Source organism: Fretibacterium fastidiosum (assembly GCF_000210715.1).
GTDB lineage: Bacteria > Synergistota > Synergistia > Synergistales > Aminobacteriaceae > Fretibacterium > Fretibacterium fastidiosum.
The window spans coordinates 618,513-638,651 of sequence record NC_021038.1 but is presented as its reverse complement, the minus strand read 5'-3'; the positions used below and the strand labels follow the sequence as shown (position 1 = coordinate 638,651).

The following is a 20,139-nucleotide window of genomic DNA, read 5'->3' as shown; positions in this document are numbered from 1 at the left end:
GGACGTTCGCGCGGCCGCAAAGGGCGAGCGGAGGCGGAAAAGGGAGGGGCGTGGAGGCACATGGCAGGAGCGGTGTCTTTGGGGATGACGAGTCGGGAGGTGCGCCGCTTCGGGGACGGGCCGGCCTTTTGCCGCGTGACGTGCGCCATGCGGCCGATGAGGTGCGCACGCCGCGCTTTTTCGCTAGCAGAGGTCCTGATCGTCCTCACGATCCTGGCCGCCCTGAGCGGCTCCGTGCTCTCGGTGGGGGCGATCTGGGGAAGGCCGACGGCGGCCCAAGAGGCGGACCGCGCCATGCGGTGGCTCTACGGCGTCGTCGCCAGGGCGGACCTTTCGGGACGGCCCTTCGGCCTGGGGGTTGACGAGGACGCACAATGCCTTCAGGTGCGCTGGGAAAAGCCGCGGAGCGTGGAGCGGCTCCCGGCGCGCAGCGGCTGCACCTTTCAGTGGCTTGGGGTCGGCAGCGCGACGGTGGACTCCCACTACGCCCCCCAATGGGGGACCTTCAGCTCCGCCATGACCACCCTGATCCGCGACGCGGAGGGGAAGCGCCACTTCCTGATCCTGTCGGGACAGGGGCAGATTCGGACCGCCGACCACCCTCCGGTCGCGAGGTAGAACGGCCCTGCCGCGACGGGATCGATCGGCGCGCCCCCGTCGGGCGCGCATCCTAAACAAGGGGGGAGCCGCATGATCTCGGTCCTGAGGACGAACACCAACCAGAAGAACCCCGGACACGAGGACCTCAGCCTCGACACGCTGCGCCACGGAAGCTGGATCAACCTGGTGGCGCCCACGCGCCAGGAGCTGGAGGACGTGGCGCGCATCGCCGCGGTGCCCCTCGACTTCCTCACGGCGGCCATGGACGTCGAGGAGTCGAGCCGCATCGACGTGGAGGAGGCGGACGAGGACAGCGGGTGCGACACCTCGCTGCTGATGGTCCTCAACATCCCGAAGCACCCGGAGAGCTTCAGCTTTGACACGCTGCCCCTGGGCATCGTCATCACGGAGTCCGCCTTCATCACCGTCTGCCTCGAGGAGAACGTGATCCTGCCGGGAGCCGCCGGCGGGGTCAGGGGCTTCTGCACCTGGAAGCACACGCGGTTTCTGCTGCAGATCCTCTACAGGACGGCGGGCGCCTACCTTCAATACCTGAGCGAGATCAACCGCATGTCCAACAGCATCGAACACACCATGCGCCAGTCCCTGCAGAACGAGGAGCTGTTCCGGCTGATGGACCTGGAGAAGGGGCTGACGTACTTCACGGGGTCCATCCGCAGCAACCGCGTGGCCATCGACAAGCTGCTGCGCGTGCTGAAGAACCCGCAGTATCAGGAACTGGTGAAGATGCGGGAGGAGGACGAGGACCTGCTGGAAGACGTGATCGTGGAGCACGACCAGGCCTACGACATGGTGCGCGTGTACAGCGACGTGCTGGGCGACACGATGGACGCCTTCGCCTCCATCATCTCCAACAACCTGAACATCGTCATGAAGTTTCTGGCCTCCGTGACGATCATCCTGGCCATCCCCGCCGCCGTCTCCAGCTTCTGGGGGATGAACGTGCGGCTGCCGCTGATGGACAGCCCCAACGGCTTCTTCTGGGTCTCCCTGATCGCCCTGGCCCTCAGCGCCGTGGCGACCCTGTGGCTCTGGATGCGAAGGATGCTGTGAGGCGCGGCATGCTTTCGGCCCCCCGAAGGGGGGGTGTTGTTGAGTGTGGGAAGCAACCCCTCCGGTTCGCTAGTGCGAACCACCTCCCCTTGCAGGGGAGGCAAAAAGAAGAGGCGCGTTTTTCAAGCCCCCGGTTTATTAGGCTCCCCTGGAAGGGGAGCTGGCGAGCCCTGCAAGGGCGAGACTGAGGGGTTGTTGGCCCTTTGCACGATGGGTTGTCGTTGGGTATGAAGCTAACCCCTCCACCTCACTCCGTTCGGCGCCTCCCCTTACAGGGGAGGCGAAAGCCTTTCGGGCCACTTCCCCTTTCATACCTTTCATCAGCGAGGCGGCAAATGCCGTTTCGTTAAACGCGCTTTGTTATCGGTGCGCCCTTCGGGTGAAGAGCCAGACGGCGGCCAGCAGGGCCAGCCCCACCGCCGTGACGGCGGGCCACACGGAGAGGACCAGCACCCCCGCGACGCAGAGGACGAGGCGCGTCAGGAGGTTCAGTGGTCCGTTCATGTAGCCCATCCACATGCTGGCGAAGGCGACGACGGCGGAGACGCCGCTCAGGAGCCCCCAGCCGACGGCGGCCGGGCCGCCCTGCATGAGGAGCCCCGGATCGTAGCAGAAGGCAAAGGGCACGACGTAGGCCATAAAGCCGAGCTGCATGGCGTGGAAGCCGGTCCTGTTCGGGTCTGCGCCGGCGATGGAGCTGGCCGCGTAGGCCGCCAGAGCGACGGGGGGCGTGATGTTGGAGATGATGGCGTAGTAGAAGACGAACATGTGCGCGGCGATGGGCAGGAACCCCAGCTTCACCAGGATGGGCGCGCCCAGGGCCGCCGCCAGGATGTAGGCGCCCGTGGTGGGCAGGCCCATGCCCAGAAAGGTGGCGATGAGCATCACGAGCACCAGCGCCAGGAAGGGCGCGTCCCCCGCCAGGGAGATGATGAAGCCCACCAGCTTGCCGCCGATCCCCGTCAGGGACACGGCCCCCAGCACGATGCCCGCCGAGGCGCAGGCCACGCACACCAGCGGGATGCCCCGCGCGCCCCTCTCCACCGCGTCGATGACGTCGCGCACGTTCATGCCGGGGTTGAACCTGGAGGCGACGAGGAGGAAGGCGCAGATCAGGACGAAGAGCAGGTTGGCGTTCACCCTCTCGGTGAGCTCAGGCCGCAGGGCCAAAAGCGCCGCGAGGGCCGCGGAGATCGCCGCCGCGACGCAGGCGGAGTGCTTTTCCGAAGGCGAGCTGTCCGGCCTGAAGTTGAAGAACGCCACGAACCAGGCCAGCCCGATGCCGATCAGGGCCGCCCTCATGGGGGTGTAGCCGGCGAGGAGGAACGCCACGAGGCCCACCAGGGGCGCGATCATGTAAAAGCGCTTCAAGACCTCGATCTTTGAGGGCAACTCGTCGGGGGGAAGCCCCTTGAGGCCCTTCTTCAGCGCGCGCAGGCGCACCATGACGAAGAGCGCGCCGTAGTAGAGCAGGGCCGGAAAGAGGGCCGCGATCATGACGTCGCGGTACGGCACGCCGAGGAAGGACGCCATCAGGAACGCGCCCGCCCCCATGATGGGCGGCATGATCTGGCCCCCCGAACTGGCCACGGCCTCCACCGCCCCGGCGAAGTCGGGGGCGTAGCCGATCTTCTTCATCAGCGGGATGGTGAAGGTCCCCGTGCCGTAGACGTTGGCCACGGCCGAGCCGCTAATGGAGCCGAAGAGGCAGGAGCTCACGACGGCGATCTGCGCCGGTCCCCCCGGCGTGGCGCCGGTGAAGGCCTGCGCCACGCTCATGAACCAGTCCCCTGCGCCGCTCTTCTCGAGGAAGGCGCCAAAGATCAGGAAGATCATGACGAAGGTGGCGGAGACGCCCAGCGGCATGGAGAAGATTCCCTCGTCCGTCAGGAACAGCCCCTCGACGACCTCCGAGCAGGAGAACTGAAAGCCGCGCATCAGGCCCGGCAGCTTGTAGCCGTAGAGCATGTAGACGGCGAACAGGCCCGCGATGAGCGCCAGGGGCAGTCCCACGATGCGCCGCGTGCCCTCCAGGAGCAGGACGACGAGCAGCGCCCCCAGCACGAGCTGCGTCGTCGTCAGCGGGTCGATCTGCTGGATGCGCTCCGTGATGGCGGTGTAGTTGATCGTGGAGTAGAGCCCCGGCGCGGCGGCCAGGGCTGCGAGGGCCCAGTCCCAGAGCGGCACGCGGTCCATCGGCGAGCGCTTCGTCATGGGGTAGAGCACGAAGGCCAGCGGCAGCACCCAGGCCAGGTGGATGCTGCGCTGAAGGTAGGCCTCGAAGTTTCCCGCCGCCGCCGTGTAGAGGTGGAACAACCCCATCAGCAGCACGTAGAGGTAGACGAACGTCCTCGTCCTTCCGCTTAATTTCCTCAAGGTATCATCCCCGTTCGGCGGGCGGCGCCCCCAGCAGGGCAGGCCCGCAGAAAATTTCGGGAGAGGGGAAGAACACGGCTCTCTCCCCCTCTCCCCTTCGGCCCCGACTCGGACGCGGGCCGCGCTATTTCGCCACGGTCTTCCAGAAGGCCTCGGAACCAGCGTGCGACGGCACCCTGGCCGGGACGGTCGCTGCCGGGTCCAGCTCCTCCATGTCCTTCACGGCCGCGACGAGGGAGTCCCTGTGCTCCCACAGGGCGCGGTTGAGCTCGAACACCAGGGATTCCGGAAGGTCCCTGCGGATGACGATGCAGGTGTAGTCTCCAACGGTCTTGACGGGCTCAGCTCCCTCCGGGACGGCCTTGTAGATGCCGGGGTCGATGGTGAAGGTCTCCGTACCGTAGGCGGCGGAAAGCCTGTCCAGCGCCTCCTGCCCCACGGGCAGCAGCACGACGTCCAGCTTGCTCTCGATGTTCATGACGATCGAGGCGACCTTGCCCACGGAAAACGCGAAGCAGTCCAGATGGTTGTCCGCCAGGAGGTCCGCGCCGCCCTCGTAGGACGCATACTCCACCGTGCCGCCCCACTCCTCGAAGGTCTTCTTGTAGTCGAACCCATAGCCCTTGTCGAACAGGGCCTTGACGACGAACTCCGACGACGTGCCGGGCTTCAGCGTGGCAAAGCGCATCTTGAGCTTCTTGTCGATCACGTCCCCCAGGGATTTGACGCCGTTCTTCTCGGCGAAGTCCCGGCGCATGATGAAGTAGGTGTACTGGGTGTAGAGGTTCGCCATGATGACGGCGTTTTCCATCTTCTGGCCTTTGGTGAAGTCCACGCCCCCCTCCTGGGTGGCCGCACCGACCATGGAGGTCACGGAGAAGCCCAGGTCCCCCTTGGCGTTGTTGGCGTTCACGATGTTGGCGACGCCGCCGCCCGAGCTGCTGGTGGTCTGGGGCAGGCCCGCGCCCGTCCACATGTCCGCCAGGGCCGTGCCCAGCGCAAACCAGTTGCCGCCGGGAGGTCCGGCCATGAAGCGCAGCTGGTCGGGCCATCCGGCCTTATCGACGCCGGCCGCCGGCCCTGCGGCAAGGGCCAGGGTGGCCAGGATCAGGAAAGCGAAACGAAAGGACCTTTTCATCGTGCGATCTCCCCTCTCTCGCGCGGCGATGCGCGCGCCTTCGCCGAAGCGGCCTTCCTTCCTCCCGCGGGAACCGTCGCCCGCCGAGGAAGGGGACCGCACGGCATCGATTTGTGGCGTAGCGGTATTGGTGACATCAGGCTAAAGCGTCTCTATTTTATCACAGTACGCTCCCGCGCCAGCCCTGCGGACCGTTCCGGTTGATCCACTCAAATGCAGCAAAAGGCGGGAGCGCCTGTCGAAACAGACATCCCCGCCCTGTAATATCCCGTCCTGTCAGCGTCCTGACGGCAAACGTCACAGCCCGTTGACGACGTTCACCGGCCTGCCCTCCAAATAGGCCTTGACGTTCGAGAGCGTACACTCCATGATGCGCCGCCTGCTCTCAAGGGAGGCCCATGAGATGTGGGGCGTTATCACGCAGTTTTTCGCTGACAACAGGGGGTTGTCGCCGCGGATGGGCTCGCTTGACACGACGTCCAGGGCCGCGCCGCCGACCTTGCCGCTGTTCAGCGCGTCGGCAAGGTCGCGTTCGTTGACGAGTTGTCCGCGCGCGTTGTTGACGATCAGCACGCCATCCTTCATCTTTGCGATCGTATTTTTGCAGATGAGGCCCGCGTTCTCGGACGTCAGGTTGCAGTGCAGCGTGATTGCGTCCGACCGGGCGAGAAGCGCGTCCAGATCGACGTACTCCGCTATCTGCCTGCCTGAGTCGTTGGGATAGAGGTCGTAAGCGAGGACGTTCATGCCCATCGCCCTCGCGATCGCGCCCTCACGCTGGCCGATTCTGCCGAAGCCGATGATCCCGATCGTCTTGCCGTCGAGCTCTATCTGCGGGGTCTCCCAGTAGCAGAAGTCGGCGCAGCGCTCCCACCGGCCCTCGTGGACGGTCTGGTCGTGGAGCCCGATCCTGTGGCATAGCTCAAGCAAGAGCGCTATCGAAAACTGGCTGACCGAGGCCGTCCCATAGGCGGGGACGTTCGACAGCGGGATGCCGCGCTCCTTCGCATAAGCCGCATCGACGACGTTGTACCCGGTCGCCAGCATGGCGATGAACTTCACGTTCGGACAGGCATCGATGACCCTCTTCGTTATCGGCGTCTTGTTGGTCAGCACGATCTCCGCTCCGCCAATGCGCGCGATGGCCTCGTCTTCATCGGTCAGGCTCGTGCGGTCATAGACCTTCAGCGCACCAAGCTTCTCCAACTCTCCCCAGCTCAGGTCACCGGGGTTTTCCGTGTATCCGTCGAGGACGACGATTTCAGGGGACATGGGATTGGAACCTCCGTTCTTTACATTTTTCATATCGCTCAGCATTGGAAATTGCAGACCGCTATTCCCTCGCGCTCAAAGGCTTTGCGGATTTTTCTGACGAAATCGAGGGCCTTCGGACCGTCGCCGTGTACGCAAAGCGTGTCGCCCTTGATCTCGAGCTCGCGGCCGCTCAACGCCGTCACCCTGCCCTCCTTGACCATGCGGACGCACCTCGCGATCGCGACGTCCTCGTCGGTGATCATCGCGCCCGGCGTCTTGCGCGGGACGAGGCTCAGGTCGTCCTGGTAAGCCCTGTCCACAAATATCTCGGCCTTTGCGTCGAGCCCCGCGCTCGCCGCCTCCTCTCCAAGGACCGCGCCGGCGCAGTAGTAGACGATCAGTGAATCGTCCACCTCTCGAACGGCCTCGCAGATCGCACGCGACGCGTCGCGGTCGTACTGGCAGAGATTGCCGAGCGCACCATGCGGGGCGACGTGCTGGAGCCTCATCCCTTCGGCCTCAACAAAGGCCTTCAAAGCGCCGATCTGATACTTCACATCGTTCTTTATCTCGAGGGGGGTGAGCGCCATCTTCCTGCGTCCAAAGCCCTGAAGGTCGGGATAGCCGGGGTGCGCGCCGACTGCAACGCCCCGCTCCCTTGCCATTTTGACCGTGCGGTCCATCACCATCGGGTCGCCGGCATGGAAGCCGCAGGCGACGTTCGCCGAGGTGACAAATTTTATCACCTCCTCGTCGCCGCCGATGGTGTACGCTCCGAAGCTTTCACCCATGTCGCTGTTCAAGTCTATCCGAAACATCGCTTCAATCCTCCTCTCTTTCGATGCTGACGCTGTACGCCCTCCCGTCCACGGTGACCTTGAAAGAACGACGCGCCGGACGTTCAAAGCCCCGCCCGATCCTTGCGGCCAGTGCATCAAGCTCACGGCGGCTCGCCTCGGCCAGGCGCTCCGCCTCCTCGACGCTCGTCCTCACGAAGCGAACCGCGTCGCCCGCCTTGCACTGTCCGAGGACCGGCAGGTCCACGGTGATGACGGTCGCTATCTTCGCGTAGCCGCCGACGGTCTGGTGTTCGGCCATCATGACGATCGGGTCTCCGGAGGTCGGCACCTGAACGGAGCCGAACACGATGCCGTCCGAGATGATGTTGCCGTCGGTGACGTGCCGAATCTTCGGCCCCTCCAACCGGTAGCCCTGCCTGTCGAAGTCCGCGCCAATCGTGTAGCGCGAGTTCAGGAACGTCGCGATCCCCTCTTCGGTGAACCTGTCGTCCTGCGGCCCCAAGATCACCCTCAGCGCGCGCTCACCGGATGGGATCGGTTCCGGCTCGGCGACCCGGCCGGCCAGGTTGGGCAAGCCGGAGACGTCCTTCAGCAGGCGGACCTCGTCGCCCTGCCTCAGCCTGCGGCCTCTGTATCCGCCAAAGCCCTTGCCGACCATCGTGCTCCTGCTGTTCATCAGGAGGGGAACGTCCACCCCGCCCGCAAACGCCAGGTAAGCGCGACATCCGATCCTGGCGGCGCCCAACCTCAACCTGTCACCGGGGCGCACGGCGAAGGCGCGGCAATTGGGAACCGGAGCACCGTTCAGGACCGGGCTCATATCAGCCCCGACAATGACCATGACCGCGTTCTCGGCGAATGAGATCGAAGGCCCGATCACGGTTGCCTCGAGGCACGCCTCACTTCGATCGTTGCCGACTAGAAGGTTGGCAATCTCAAACGATCGCCTGTCCATCGGACCAGACGACGAAACGCCGAACGATTCGTACCCGAACCGCCCGCCGTCCTGGACCGTGGTCAAAATCCCTCCATTCTCGATGATCATGGGGTCCCCTCCTTTTCGTACGTCCTGCAGACGTACTCGGAGAGCTCGACCCGACGTTTGATGTCGAAGTACTCGTCGCGGTCGATCGGGATATGGCGGATCCATTGCCCCGCCTTCAGCAGAAAAGGGTTTTCCCTGCGATAGTCGCAGACAAGGACCGGCGTTGTCCCGATGATGTTCCAGCCGCACGGCTGGTCGAAGGGGATTATGTTGCTCAACGCGAGTTGAACGACAACGCTGCCCCCGTCGATGCGCACGCGCGGACTCTCGCGGCGCTTGAACGAGAACGGGTTCTCGAAACGCGCCGTGTACGGGTGTCCGGGCGCGAAGCCCAGCATGTAGACGAAGTAATCGCTGCCGCTGTGTATCCTTATGACCTCCTCGACCGTCTTGTCCTCAATCCTCGCTATCTCCTCTATGTCGGGCGCAAACTCCGGGTCATAGATCACCGGGATCTCCGTGATCACCGGTTTCGGAAGCGTCACGCTCCGGAGGTTCGCAAGGCTTTGACCTACGAACTCCCTCACCGCACCGCTCTTTACAGCGCAGGGATCGTACTGAATCAGCAGAGAGCGATAGGCCGGAGTCAACTCGCGCATCCCGGCGAAAGGGCGCCGTTCGAGCGAGAACATCAGCGAGCGGACCTTGGCGTTGGTCTCGATCCCAATCTCGTTCTCGAACTCAACGAGGACTGCGGAATCCCCTGCCTGTTTTATCGCAACGTCCTGCATCTTTCACTCAGTCCACGAACTCGAAGCCGACTTCCCTGAGTTTTTCGTCAACCCACGGGCGCGGCCATCCGCCTCCGGAACGGATCCCCTCGAGCTGGCGAGCCTCCCCGGCATGGTACTCGCGCGCCCTTCCAGCGATCTCCCTCGCAATCTCCGGGGGCACGACGATCACGCCATCTCCGTCGCCGATGACGATATCGCCGGGATGGATGACGACACCGGCAAAGGAGACGGGAAAGTTCATCTCGCCCGGACCGTTCTTGTAGGGGCCGTTGGGCGTCACCCCCTTCGCGTATACCGGAAAGTCGAGTCTCGCGAGGGCTCGGCTGTCCCGGACGCAGCCGTCGATGATGATCCCCGCAAGCCCGCGGCTCCTGGCGTAGCTGCTCATGATCTCGCCGCACAGCGAGCGGCTCATGCTGCCCTTGTTCGCGAGGACGATCACATCGCCCGGCTCCGCCATGTCGAGAGCCTTGTGAAACAGCAGGTTGTCGCCGGCCGGAGCGTTGACGGTAAACGCCACGCCAAGCAGACTGACGTTTGGGTTCAACGGATAAACGCCCGCGTCCACGGCCGCGATCCGCCCCATGTTGTCGTCGATGTTCGCCACCGGTATGCCGCGAAACGCCTCGACCAACTCCCTGGAAGGCCTCACAAAATTTCTCCTGATCCTGCAACCTGCTGGCATAACCCGTCCCCCCGTGCAATAGAATTGGCGGCGGCAAGAAGCCTGCCGCGGTATCGATGCAGATATAATATAGTGAAAGTTTTTGATTGAAAAATGAATAAATTTTACTATGATAATAAATGAAATTTATGTTTGGGATGGGGAGGCGGATCGAATGAACCTTGCGGACATAGAGACCTTTCTCACGGTCGTCAACACAAAAAGCGTTACGCAAACCGCAAAGATGCTGTTTTTGACCCAGCCGACGGTCACGCACAGGCTGAACTCCCTCGAGGCGGAGCTGGGCTTTCCCCTTATGATTCGCAAAAAAGGATGCAAGCAAGTCGAGCTGACCGAGCGAGGGCTGGACTTCATCCCGGTCGCCGAGCGATGGGTCTCGCTGTGGAAGGAGACGCAAAACCTCAGCGGTGCCGAGGACAGGGTTCCCCTGTCGATCGGCTGCACGGACAGCATGAACGTCGTCCTCCTCGCGCCCCTGTACGAGGGGTTTCTCAAGACGAAACCGCAGGTGAACCTGACCGTCCATACCCATCAGTCCAGGGAACTGTACGGGCTCCTGGCCAATCACGACATCGACCTGGCGTTCGTCTATCACAACCTGCCGTACAAGAACATCCGGTCCGACAAGATATTTGAGGAAAGGCTCTACCTCGCGCAAACGGACGAGCCGGCCGTCTCGAAGCCGGTCGTTCGCATGAACGAACTCGATACCTCAAAGGAGATCTTCATGAGCTGGGACGACAATTACCAGATTTGGCGCGGGATCTGCGCAGGAGGCGTGTACCGCCCAAGGGTTTCGGTGGATACGGTGGCGATGCTCGACAGGTTGTGGAGCCAGCCCGACCATTGGGTGATCGCCCCGGAATCCGTCATTGCCGAGCTCTCCAGGAGGCGACGCCTCTACGTCAGCGAGATAGAAAGCGCCCCTCCCAACCGCAGCGTTTACAAAATAAAGCGGCAGGCTCCAAAACTGGCGAGCCACAGGGTCGTAGCCCTCTTTGAGAGCGCCGTCGAGGAATACCTGGGGGACCTGAAATTCCCGATAAAGATCGGGGAGGTCTTTGGCGGGAGGGACTGACGGCCCGTGAGCGAGAGCGAACGGCTGCCGGAAGGCTCTCCCAAAGGGGGCACGCGGCCCCACCGCCGCACGTCGCTCTCCCCTGGATGGCCAAACGATTAAAATCAGAACCACTATATACCGCAGTTACGCAGGTGGTTCTCCTGTTTTCCTGAAAATATCCCCCACTTTTCCCCCACGTTATCCCCCACATGTGGTAGGATAAGCGGCAGGGGGTCAACAGGACAACCCAGGAGCGTGAACATGAAAGATTACAGGGAAATTGTCAGGGAGCTGACGGCTCATCCATCCGAGGAAGAATGGTTTGAGTTCAAGGAGAACTGGTACGATGCCCATGGGATTGGGGAATACATCTCTTCCTTGTCAAATTCCGCAGCCATGAATGGGAAGGGAAACGCCTATCTCATCTGGGGCATTGATAATGTTACGCACGACGTTGTTGGCACCCGTTTTGCTCACCGGCAGGACGTGAAAAACGAGCCCCTGGAACACTACCTGGCAAGGCAGCTCACTCCGGATCTGAACTTTTCCTTCCACGATGTGACGCTGAATCGCAGGCGGGTCGTTGTCCTCGAGATTCCCGCGGCAAAACAGTCTCCCGTTGCTTTTGACAACGTGAGGTATATCCGCATAGGCTCCAGCAAGGTCAACCTGAGTAAACATCCTGAGCGGGAGGCGGCCCTCTTCTCGGTTCTTAAAAACGGGCTGCCGACAACGGAGAATACCGAGGCGGACATACAGGAACTATCCTTTCGGAAGCTGTTCTTTTACTACGAGGACAGAGGCATCGTCCTTAACCGGAGAAATTTCAAGAAGAACCTGGGTCTGCTGACGAAGGACGGGACGTATAATCTGCTCGCGCAACTGCTGTCCGATGACAGTAAAATCCCCATCAGAGTGTCGATCTTCATGGGGAGAACCAAGGCAGATCCGTTGTATTCCGTGCGGGAATTTGGGAATACCTGCCTGCTGATCTCCCTGGAAAAAATTTTGGAGTATGGTGACGTGCTGAACATCATGCAGGCAGACGAGAAGGATCGCATCGTCGAGCGCCGGGAGGTTCCGCTGTTCGATCAGGATGCCTTCCGTGAAGCCGTGATCAACGCATTCGTCCACAATCTCTGGGTGACTGGGAATGCCCCGATGTTCACGGTGTTCAATGACAGGATAGAGATACTGTCGCGCGGAACGCTGGCCCCTGCGCAAACCCTGGAGGGGTTTTACACCGGTGATTCCGTTCCGGTCAACAAACGCCTGTCCGACATCTTTCTTCAGTTGCACATCAGCGAGAGGTCCGGCCGCGGAGTTCCCAAAATTACACAGGTTTACGGCAGAGAAGCCTTTGAATTCAGGGAGAACTCCATTATCGTGACCATTCCTCTGAACAGAATGCTGCCTGCTGCAGGTGACAGGAGCGGGGGGAAAATGGGGGATAATGTGGGGGATAACACGCTGAATCCGACTCGGCAGCGCATACTGGCCGAGATGAGGAACAACCCCAACATCACACATCCGCAGTTGATGAGGATAACGGGACTTGGCAAAACCGCGATTCAAAACAATGTATCCTATCTACGGAAAAACGGATACGTTGAGCGGGTAGGCTCCAACAGGAATGGATATTGGAAGGTCTGTGAACGTTGACATACCTGTTTCGGCGGCGGCAATCGGCGGGGCCATTGCCGCATATTGGAAGGTCTGTGAACGTTGACATACTCCCACGAATAAATTCGTGCCCAAGAAGCGGGGCATACTATGGGATTCTAAGATCGACAAAGACAGCCGGACACGTCCGGTCTTACGTCTTCTCCCTTAAGAGTGGATGCCCCCACTCTTTGATCCCAGTTTTCTGAGTTTGTTCTTTGGCGTTGGATATTTTACGTTTGGGACTCCCCAAACAACCCGATATATCCAGTTTTCAAGATACGTTGTGCCCCAAAAAGGGGACAGGTTGGCACGGGATTTCACCCCACGTTGCCAAATACAGTATACCAGAGAAACAAAAGCAAAGGCGAACGTCGCTCGTTGGCGACGTTGCGGACCGCAGGTTTCGCGAAGCGACGCATCATCCCATAGTATGCCCCGCTTTATGGGCACGACTAAAGTCGTGGGCTTTCCCGTCGCCCTGTCGTAAAGTAGTGAAACAACATCAAGCAACAGCAACACGTTGCGACAAGCGAGCTGTTAATTTCCCGGCTGCTGTTTATCTCGTTGCCATTGTGACCTGACCTAATTGATGACATGCCTCAGATAAATTTCTTGAATATTTCACAAAGAAAAAATCAATTTTCCTTAAAGCAAAAGCCCTGTTATATTGGGGATGGCGGTTACAAAACCATACCCAAGGGGGATGCAGCAAATGAAGGGAAAAACCACGATCGTTCACAAGATGCTCATTGCTCTCGTTTGTGGTCTTGCCGTCGGCATCGGGTGCCTGTTTCTGAGGGAATACCTGTTGTCAAATGGCGGCGAGGGGACGTGGAAGCTCATCAACGGCCTGCTGTTTCAGGACATCACGCGCCCCGAAGGCGTCCGATCGCTCGGACTGTTCTACATCATCGGGCAGGTGTTCATGAACGGCCTCCAGCTTGCCATCGTTCCGTTGGTCCTCGTTTCGATCAGCCTCGCGATGTGCAGCATCTCCGAGGCCGCGAAGCTTGGACGCATTGCCATCCGTTCGTTGATCGGTTTCTTAGGCTTTTACGCCGTCGGGTGCCTGATAGCGGGAGCGATCGCCTACGGGGCCCGGGGGATGGGGTGGTTTACGGTGGTTCTTCCGGGCGGCGAGGTCACGAAGACGGCTCAGATCGCCCCGTACAACCCGCTTGGCGTTATCGTCGACGCCATACCGAACAACATCATCAACGTCATGGGCGTCAACACGCGGATCCTTGCGGTCGTAGTCGTCGCCGTCATCCTTGGGATCTGCATGAACAAGCTCGGAGAGAAGGCCCATGTGCTCAAAAGCGTTCTGGAGGGCCTCAGCGACGTCATCAACATGTGGCTGACCTTTCTGCTCAACAGGGTGGGGCCGTTTGCGATCTTCTGCATGATCTCCCGCACCTTCGCCGTCTACGGCGTTGAATACCTGAAACCGGCCGCCGCCTACATGGGGACCGCTATCTTCACGCTCTTCCTGGTGCTCCTGACGGTCTACCCGATAGGGATCCTTCTGCTGACCGGCCTGAACCCGTTCAAGTTCATCAAGAAGATGGCGAAGGTCGGCGTGTTCGGCTTCGCGATGAACTCGTCGGCGGCAACTCTGCCGATCAACATGCGCACGAACCTCGACGAACTCGGATGCAGCGAGGAGATAACGAGCTTCGTGCTTCCGCTGGGCATGACGATCAACATGAACGGAACCTCGATCATGCACATGGTGGCGGTGACGTTCATCGCAACGAGTGCAGGCATCCCGATAACGCCGGCCACGCTCGTCATCATGGCGGTCCTGACGATATGCGCAGCCGCGGGGACGCCGGCCATTCCGGTCGCAGGAACGACGATGATCTTCACGGTCATGGCCGGCCTGGGGTTTACGACCGAGGCGTGCCTGGTCGGCTACGCGCTGGTCGTCGCGATCAACCGCCCGGTCGAGATGTCGCTCCTCACGCTGAACGTCATCGGTGACGCGGCGGTCAACGTGATCGTGAACGCCAAAGAGGGGGAGCTGAACCGCGATGTCTACAACAGCTGACGGAAGGGAGGAGACGACGGTGAACTACGCTGCGGCGGAACGGATGAACTCTTTGCCCTTCTCCGGCATACGCAAGATGATGGAGAAGGCGACGAAGATGCAGCAGGCGGGTGAGCGCGTGATCCACCTGGAGATCGGCCGTCCGGATTTTGACACGCCGGAGAGGATCAAGCGCGCAGCGGACGAGAGCCTGGCTCAGGGACACGTCTTTTACACGTCGAACTATGGGACGCCAGAGCTGAGGACGGCAATCGCCGACAAGATGCGCGAGAAGAACCGCGTGGGGTACGACCCGTCCGAAGTCCTGGTTACCGTCGGCGTCGGAGAAGGAACCTTTGCCGGCATGGCGGCGTTTCTGAACCCGGGCGACGAGGTCCTCGTCCCCAATCCGGTGTGGCTGAACTACATCCACGTTCCGGAATCCCTGGGAGCGGTTCCATCGACGTACAGCCTTAAGGAAGAAAACGACTACCAGGTGGACTTCGCGGAGCTCGAGAGCAAGATAACGAGCCGAACGAAAATGCTGGTCCTCGTCGATCCAAGCAACCCGACCGGAGGCGTTTTTTCGCGCGAAACCCTGGACCGCCTTGCCGATACGGCACGGAAACACGATCTGCTGGTCCTGTCGGACGAGATCTATGAACGGCTCGTCTACGACGGAGTGGAGCACGTGAGCATCGCGTCGTTGCCAGGGATGAAGGAGCGGACGATCACGTTGGGCGGCATGTCCAAAGCGTACTCGATGACGGGATGGCGCCTTGGCTACCTGTGCGCCCCGTGCGAGATCGTTCAGGCGTGCGTGCGCATTCATCAATACACGGTAACGTGTGCGCCGTCGTTCGTCCAGGATGCGTCGGTCGTCGCCCTTCGCGAATGCGACGAGGACGTCGAGGCGATGCGCCGCGAGTATCAAAGGCGCAAGGATTACGTCGTCAAGGCGATCAATGCGATCGACGGCCTGAGCTGCAACAATCCGAAGGGCGCGTTCTACGTTTTCGTCAACGTCAAGAGCCTGGGCCGCTCGTCCGCTGAGGTCGCCGAGTACATGCTCGACCACGCAAAAGTGGCACTGGTTCCGGGAAGTGCGTTCGGGTCGGAGGGTGAGGGCTACCTGCGCCTCTCGTATGCGGCCGCTTACGAAGAGCTCGTCGAGGCCTGCGAAAGGATCGAAAAGGCCGTCCAGGAGCTGCGGTAAGCCGTTGAGTGCCCGCTGATCCGCTCAGAAAAAAATCAGCCTGACGAAGGCCCCGCACCGATGCGTGGAGCACGCAACGGGATGTCGCGCGTGTCCTTGTCATTTCAGGCTATAATGAAGAAACGTGGGACACTTCGTCCCAGGCCGTCGGGGAGGTGCGCGGGATGGATAAGCTGCGGGAGGATGCGCTGGAGATCGTGAGGCGGGCCATCGACGCCGTGCTGCCCGAAGCGGCGGTGAGGGAGGCGTTGGGGCGTGGAGAGCTCGCCGCCCGGCTGAGGGAGACGGGGCGAGGACGGGTGATCCTGGCCGCCATCGGCAAGGCGGCGTGGCGCATGGCGCAAGCCGCCTCGGAGGCGCTGGGGGATCGGCTGGCCGGCGGCGTCCTCATCACCAAATACGGCCATTCGCTGGGGGAGATGCGGGGGATCAAGGCCTTTGAGGCGGGTCACCCGGTGCCGGACGAGAACGCGGTCCGGGGGACGGAGGCGCTCCTGAGGCGCGTGAGGGGCCTGTCGCCGGAGGATACGGTGCTGTTCCTCGTATCGGGCGGCGGGTCGGCGCTCTTCGAGCTGCCGGCGGAGGGCGTGACGCTGAAGGACTTGGCGGACGTGACGGGCCAGCTTTTGGCCTGCGGAGCGGACATCGTGGAGGTCAACGCGGTCCGCAAGCACCTGTCTGCCGTGAAGGGAGGGCGCTTCGCAAAGCTCTGCGCGCCGGCCCGCGTCCTGACGGTGGCCCTGTCGGACGTGCTGGGGGACCGCCTGGACAGCATCGCGTCGGGGCCGGCCTGCCCCGACGCCTCCACGTCGGAGGACGCCCTGCGCGTCGTGGAGAAGTACGGGCTGGCGCTCCATCCCCGCCTCACGGAGGCCTTGAAACGCGAAACGCCCAAAAAGCTGGACAACGCCACGGCCGTAGCGGCGGGCAGCGTGGCGTCGCTCTGCGCGGCGGCCGGGAGGGCCGCCGCCGCCCTGGGCTACACGCCGCTGCTCCTGACCTCCACGCTCTCCTGCACGGCGCGGGAGGCCGGCGCGTTCCTGGCCGCCATCGCGCGGGAGGTTCGCGCCAGCGGGCGCCCCATCGCATCGCCCTGCGTCGTCATCGCGGGCGGCGAGACCGTGGTGCACGTGACGGGGAAGGGCAGGGGCGGGCGCAACCAGGAGCTGGCCCTGTCGGCGTGCCGCGGCATACGGGGGCTTCGGGACGTCGTGGTCGTCTCCGTGGGGTCGGACGGCACGGACGGCCCCACGGACGCGGCCGGGGGCATCGTGGACGGGACGACGGCGGAAGCGCTGGGCGCCAGAGGGATGGACGTCGAGGCCGTCCTGCGGGACAACGACGCATGGACTGCGCTGAAGGCCGTGGACTCCCTCGTGATCACCGGTCCCACGGGCACCAACGTCAACGACGTTTCGTTCGCCCTGATGGGCTAGGGCCGTATCGCCGTGATGAGCGCACTGGCGGAGAGCCCCGCAAGGGCCGCCTCGTCCTCCGCGCTCAGGCTTCCCGCCTCCTGTCGAACGACATCCGCATTGATCTCATGGGGTTTCGTCGGCCTGACGCTGACCTGAACGAACCCTGCCACCTCAAGTTTTCGCCGATACTCTTCCGACGGAAGAGCACCGGCGATTCACCCGCTCCAGGCCGTCTTGCTCCTGCGCAGCATCTCCGGAACGGGGCGCAGCAACACGACGTCCGAAACACAGAAGCGGCCGCCGGGCGCCAGCACCCGAAACGCCTCGCCAAACACCGCGTCCTTATCCGGGGAGAGGTTGATCACGCAGTTGGAGAGCAGCACGTCCACCCCGCCATCGAAGAGCGGGAGCGTCTCGATGTGGCCCTTCAGGAGCGTGACGTTCCTCAGGCCCAGCTTCGCGAGGTTCTTTCGGGCGCGGGCCAGCATGGCGGGGGTCATGTCCAGGCCATAGACATGGCCCGACGGCCCCACGTCCCGGGCTGCCAGGATCAGATCCAGCCCTGCGCCGCACCCCAGGTCCAACACGCGCTCCCCCGGCTTGAGGAGCGCCGCGCGGACGGGGTCCCCGCACCCGAAGGACTGCTCCGCCGCTTCCCCCGTCCCTGCGAGGTCCGCAGCACGGTAGTTGCCCTGAGTCATGTCCGTGACGGCGTCGGGGTCCGTGCAGCACCCCGCTTCCCGTCCCTCGATGGCCGCGCTGTACGCCGCGCGCACCGCCTCCCGAATGTCCTCCACAGCAGCCCCTCCGTCCTTCCTCATGGGCCCGCTCCTCAGGGCGGCCCCTACGCCTCCTGCCACCTGCAGTATAGCACCAATGGAATACCCCATCGCGTTATGAGACACCGTCAGGAAGGAGGGCATCAGGGAAACCACTCCCCCTTACTTCTCCTTCTTCTTCTCATCATCCAAAGAAAAAACCGTCGGGACCCCGTTTTCCATTTGCACGCCCGAGGCCGTCGAATAATAGACGTTCTGCCTGTAGTCGGTCATGGTGAACATAAAGGCATAAAACCCGTCGGGAAGCACCGTCTCCTTGAACTTGGACCCCTTGCCGATCGTGAGCGTATCGCCCTCGCACGCAACCAGCTCGTCTTTTTCGAGGTCCAGCTTATGCAGGACCAGCGTGATCTCGTCGCCCTCGACCAGCAGACGCTCCCCCCTGCCGGGGGGGCCCCCCTCCTCATCCGGTCTGGCGGTGAGCATCCGGAACGCCTTCGTGTCGAAATCGTAGGCCACCGTGAGGTTGTAAGGCTTGCCCTTCATCAGAAAGGGGACCTCATAAAGGACGTAGTCGTCCGTCACCGAGAGGACGGACATCGCGGCCAAATGCCCGTCGAGGCTGCCCCAGACCCCCCGAAAGTTATCCATGAAACGCCCCGCGTCCCAATCCGCGGAAAGATCGGAATCCTCGCCCAGAAGCACGGACGGGGTCCCCTCGTCGTCGCATAGCGCGAGGATAAAGGTGACGCGATCCAGCAGGGCCGCCTTCCCGGCCCCGAGGTTGAGACACGCGTAGGTCTCGCCGTCCTGCTCGACGTACTCGACCGGGTGGTCGTCCAAATTCATGCCGGAGGTCTCGGCGAAGTTGAGACCTGCGGCCAGCGCGGCGGCGTCCCAACGCCCCAGCGAGGGGAGATGGAGCCCCTGGGCCAACGCGGAGGCGTCCCAGGGCGAGGCCGAATGCCCCGGCCGATCTGCGCTCACCGGCCCCTCCGATTCCGCGTCGAGGGAGTTCAAAAAATCGGCGACATCTTGAACGAACTGCACCGCCTTGTCTGAAAAATCCCCCCGCAGCAGGGGCTCGTAAAGGTAATAGAGCCCCCGCATCCCCGACGCCAAAGCGGAGTCCTCAAACCGGTCGTAGGCGTCGGGCTCCGGAGCGGAGGGAATAAAGACGGAAATTCCGTTCGATCCCTTTCGGTAGGCCCCCTTCACCTGATAGACCACACTCTCCCGGACGGCCTCGATCACCGCCTCGGCAGCCTCCGGAAAGAGGTGCGCGTTCCTGGAGGCCAGGCTCGCCAGATCCACCATCCCGGCGCTGTAGCTCTCGGCGCTCTTCGCCCCCCGGGCGAATGCGGCGTAAAACGCGGAGGGGTCCTCCAGGACCGAGGTCATCCCCATAGCCCCAAGGCAGGACACCGCCAGGTTCAAGTCGTCGGCCTTCTGAAGATCGATCATGGACAGCGTGACGTTTTTCTCCAGCCCATGCTCCCGGCACCCTTCATAATACGAGTCACAGATGACGCGCCCAAGCTCCGCGGCACGCATCGCCGTGTTCGCGGAAAGGGCCGACAGCCAGCCGTCGTACTTCCACCCACAGCCCGGCTCCGTCTCCTCCGAGGCCACAAGATACCCCGCGTAAGGCGCACAGACGCCGACCATCTCCAGCGTCGCCATCAAACAGGCGTCGATCCCGATCAGCTCGAACGGCTTTTTATCCGGCTCGTCGCCGTAGACCGCCTCCAGCGCCTCCCTCAGCTCCCCAAAGGACAAGGCGTCGCCGCCGTGCGTTTCGTCGTAACAAAGCCCTCCGCTGCTTCCCCCGCCGTGGTCCCACAGGATCAGCACCTTGTGATCGGCAGGATAGTTCTTCTCGCAGAATCGCAGAAAATCCCTCAGGGTCTCAGGGGCGCCCATGTTCGCCCGCCCCGCCTTGCCGACGACGCCGATCTCATCCCCGGAACGCTCCAGACGGCACGGACCGGAGGCGTCCACAAGCTCGTTGTCCCACGTTTTGGAGCCGCCGGCCTGCACGACCACCTTCACGTTGTCGGGCAGGGCGACCTCCAGCGTCTCCGCAAGGTCACCCGTCGCAAACCCGTTTTCCGACTCCAGGTCGGACCCGCAGAGGTACCAATAGACCGCCCAGGTCTCCTTTGCCTTTGCGGCCGGCGCGGCGTGCAAAACAGGACAACCCCAAAACGCCAACATCGCGCAGAACAGAAAAAAACGTGCCGAAGCCCGCCTCATGACTTATCCC

The 20,139-nt window shown here is 62.5% G+C and carries 17 protein-coding genes; 7 read left to right on the top strand and 10 right to left on the bottom strand.

The window, feature by feature from the left end:
- Positions 1-156 precede the first annotated feature (156 nt).
- Together SY1_RS02785 and SY1_RS02780 are read left to right on the top strand one after the other, a co-directional pair.
- A complete protein-coding gene (locus tag SY1_RS02785; RefSeq protein WP_208872642.1) occupies positions 157-618 on the top strand; it encodes a type II secretion system protein in 462 nt (153 codons plus the stop codon).
- A gap of 72 nt (positions 619-690) precedes the next feature.
- Positions 691-1,674 (top strand): magnesium transporter CorA family protein, encoded by a 984-nt coding sequence (locus SY1_RS02780; protein ID WP_015556111.1) that lies wholly within the window; start codon positions 691-693, stop codon positions 1,672-1,674.
- Positions 1,675-2,034: 360 nt separating this feature from the next.
- Here the strand turns inward: SY1_RS02780 and SY1_RS02775 are convergent, their stop codons facing one another.
- The 7 genes from SY1_RS02775 to SY1_RS02745 form a co-directional block, all read right to left on the bottom strand.
- Positions 2,035-4,050, bottom strand: coding sequence for a TRAP transporter permease (locus SY1_RS02775; protein ID WP_208872641.1), 2,016 nt, complete (start codon positions 4,048-4,050; stop codon positions 2,035-2,037).
- 124 nt (positions 4,051-4,174) lie between these two features.
- Positions 4,175-5,188, bottom strand: a complete 1,014-nt coding sequence (locus SY1_RS02770; RefSeq protein WP_015556110.1) for a TAXI family TRAP transporter solute-binding subunit — start codon at positions 5,186-5,188, stop codon at positions 4,175-4,177.
- 297 nt (positions 5,189-5,485) lie between these two features.
- Positions 5,486-6,460, bottom strand: a complete 975-nt coding sequence (locus SY1_RS02765; RefSeq protein WP_015556109.1) for a D-2-hydroxyacid dehydrogenase — start codon at positions 6,458-6,460, stop codon at positions 5,486-5,488.
- Between the two features lie 38 nt (positions 6,461-6,498).
- Complete coding sequence (locus SY1_RS02760) at positions 6,499-7,260, bottom strand: LamB/YcsF family protein (protein ID WP_015556108.1); 762 nt, start codon at positions 7,258-7,260, stop codon at positions 6,499-6,501.
- Between the two features lie 4 nt (positions 7,261-7,264).
- On the bottom strand, positions 7,265-8,287 hold the full coding sequence (locus SY1_RS02755; RefSeq protein WP_015556107.1) for a 5-oxoprolinase subunit C family protein: 1,023 nt from the start codon (positions 8,285-8,287) through the stop codon (positions 7,265-7,267).
- A complete protein-coding gene (locus SY1_RS02750; RefSeq protein WP_015556106.1) occupies positions 8,284-9,018 on the bottom strand; it encodes a 5-oxoprolinase subunit B family protein in 735 nt (244 codons plus the stop codon). Before SY1_RS02750 ends, SY1_RS02755 begins: the two co-directional genes overlap by 4 nt.
- 7 nt (positions 9,019-9,025) lie before the next feature.
- The gene (locus SY1_RS02745) at positions 9,026-9,706 is read right to left on the bottom strand and encodes an RraA family protein (protein ID WP_208872640.1); all 681 of its coding nucleotides are present in this window, start codon (positions 9,704-9,706) and stop codon (positions 9,026-9,028) included.
- A 154-nt stretch (positions 9,707-9,860) separates the two neighbouring features.
- Here SY1_RS02745 and SY1_RS02740 point away from each other — a divergent pair, with 154 nt between their 5' ends.
- The 5 genes from SY1_RS02740 (at position 9,861) to SY1_RS02720 (ending at position 17,112) form a co-directional block, all read left to right on the top strand.
- The gene (locus tag SY1_RS02740; protein WP_015556105.1) at positions 9,861-10,784 is read left to right on the top strand and encodes a LysR family transcriptional regulator; all 924 of its coding nucleotides are present in this window, start codon (positions 9,861-9,863) and stop codon (positions 10,782-10,784) included.
- Between the two features lie 243 nt (positions 10,785-11,027).
- Positions 11,028-12,428 carry an RNA-binding domain-containing protein gene (locus tag SY1_RS02735; RefSeq protein ID WP_015556104.1) on the top strand — a complete coding sequence of 467 codons (1,401 nt, stop codon included), beginning with the start codon at positions 11,028-11,030 and terminating at the stop codon, positions 12,426-12,428.
- A gap of 715 nt (positions 12,429-13,143) precedes the next feature.
- Positions 13,144-14,481, top strand: a complete 1,338-nt coding sequence (locus SY1_RS02730; protein WP_015556103.1) for a dicarboxylate/amino acid:cation symporter — start codon at positions 13,144-13,146, stop codon at positions 14,479-14,481.
- On the top strand, positions 14,465-15,676 hold the full coding sequence (locus SY1_RS02725) for a pyridoxal phosphate-dependent aminotransferase (protein ID WP_208872639.1): 1,212 nt from the start codon (positions 14,465-14,467) through the stop codon (positions 15,674-15,676). The genes SY1_RS02730 and SY1_RS02725 overlap by 17 nt, the downstream gene beginning before the upstream one ends.
- 164 nt (positions 15,677-15,840) lie before the next feature.
- Complete coding sequence (locus SY1_RS02720) at positions 15,841-17,112, top strand: glycerate kinase type-2 family protein (protein WP_015556102.1); 1,272 nt, start codon at positions 15,841-15,843, stop codon at positions 17,110-17,112.
- Here the strand turns inward: SY1_RS02720 and SY1_RS02715 are convergent.
- The 3 genes from SY1_RS02715 to SY1_RS02705 form a co-directional block, all read right to left on the bottom strand.
- A complete protein-coding gene (locus tag SY1_RS02715; protein WP_208872638.1) occupies positions 17,109-17,264 on the bottom strand; it encodes a hypothetical protein in 156 nt (51 codons plus the stop codon). The two genes, SY1_RS02720 and SY1_RS02715, sit on opposite strands and share 4 nt — an antisense overlap.
- Positions 17,265-17,309: 45 nt before the next feature.
- On the bottom strand, positions 17,310-17,915 hold the full coding sequence (locus SY1_RS02710; protein WP_208872637.1) for a methyltransferase domain-containing protein: 606 nt from the start codon (positions 17,913-17,915) through the stop codon (positions 17,310-17,312).
- A gap of 120 nt (positions 17,916-18,035) precedes the next feature.
- On the bottom strand, positions 18,036-20,090 hold the full coding sequence (locus SY1_RS02705; RefSeq protein WP_208872636.1) for a clostripain-related cysteine peptidase: 2,055 nt from the start codon (positions 20,088-20,090) through the stop codon (positions 18,036-18,038).
- Between the last annotated feature and the right edge of the window lie 49 nt (positions 20,091-20,139).

Coding starts and splice junctions, on each gene's coding strand:
- SY1_RS02785 (WP_208872642.1), top strand. CDS start 157: ATGAGGTGCGCACGCCGCGCTTTTTCGCTAGCAGAGGTCCTGATCGTC.
- SY1_RS02780 (WP_015556111.1), top strand. CDS start 691: ATGATCTCGGTCCTGAGGACGAACACCAACCAGAAGAACCCCGGACAC.
- SY1_RS02770 (WP_015556110.1), bottom strand. CDS start 5,188: ATGAAAAGGTCCTTTCGTTTCGCTTTCCTGATCCTGGCCACCCTGGCC.
- SY1_RS02765 (WP_015556109.1), bottom strand. CDS start 6,460: ATGTCCCCTGAAATCGTCGTCCTCGACGGATACACGGAAAACCCCGGT.
- SY1_RS02760 (WP_015556108.1), bottom strand. CDS start 7,260: ATGTTTCGGATAGACTTGAACAGCGACATGGGTGAAAGCTTCGGAGCG.
- SY1_RS02755 (WP_015556107.1), bottom strand. CDS start 8,287: ATGATCATCGAGAATGGAGGGATTTTGACCACGGTCCAGGACGGCGGG.
- SY1_RS02750 (WP_015556106.1), bottom strand. CDS start 9,018: ATGCAGGACGTTGCGATAAAACAGGCAGGGGATTCCGCAGTCCTCGTT.
- SY1_RS02745 (WP_208872640.1), bottom strand. CDS start 9,706: ATGCCAGCAGGTTGCAGGATCAGGAGAAATTTTGTGAGGCCTTCCAGG.
- SY1_RS02740 (WP_015556105.1), top strand. CDS start 9,861: ATGAACCTTGCGGACATAGAGACCTTTCTCACGGTCGTCAACACAAAA.
- SY1_RS02735 (WP_015556104.1), top strand. CDS start 11,028: ATGAAAGATTACAGGGAAATTGTCAGGGAGCTGACGGCTCATCCATCC.
- SY1_RS02730 (WP_015556103.1), top strand. CDS start 13,144: ATGAAGGGAAAAACCACGATCGTTCACAAGATGCTCATTGCTCTCGTT.
- SY1_RS02725 (WP_208872639.1), top strand. CDS start 14,465: ATGTCTACAACAGCTGACGGAAGGGAGGAGACGACGGTGAACTACGCT.
- SY1_RS02720 (WP_015556102.1), top strand. CDS start 15,841: ATGGATAAGCTGCGGGAGGATGCGCTGGAGATCGTGAGGCGGGCCATC.
- SY1_RS02710 (WP_208872637.1), bottom strand. CDS start 17,915: ATGAGGAAGGACGGAGGGGCTGCTGTGGAGGACATTCGGGAGGCGGTG.
- SY1_RS02705 (WP_208872636.1), bottom strand. CDS start 20,090: ATGTTGGCGTTTTGGGGTTGTCCTGTTTTGCACGCCGCGCCGGCCGCA.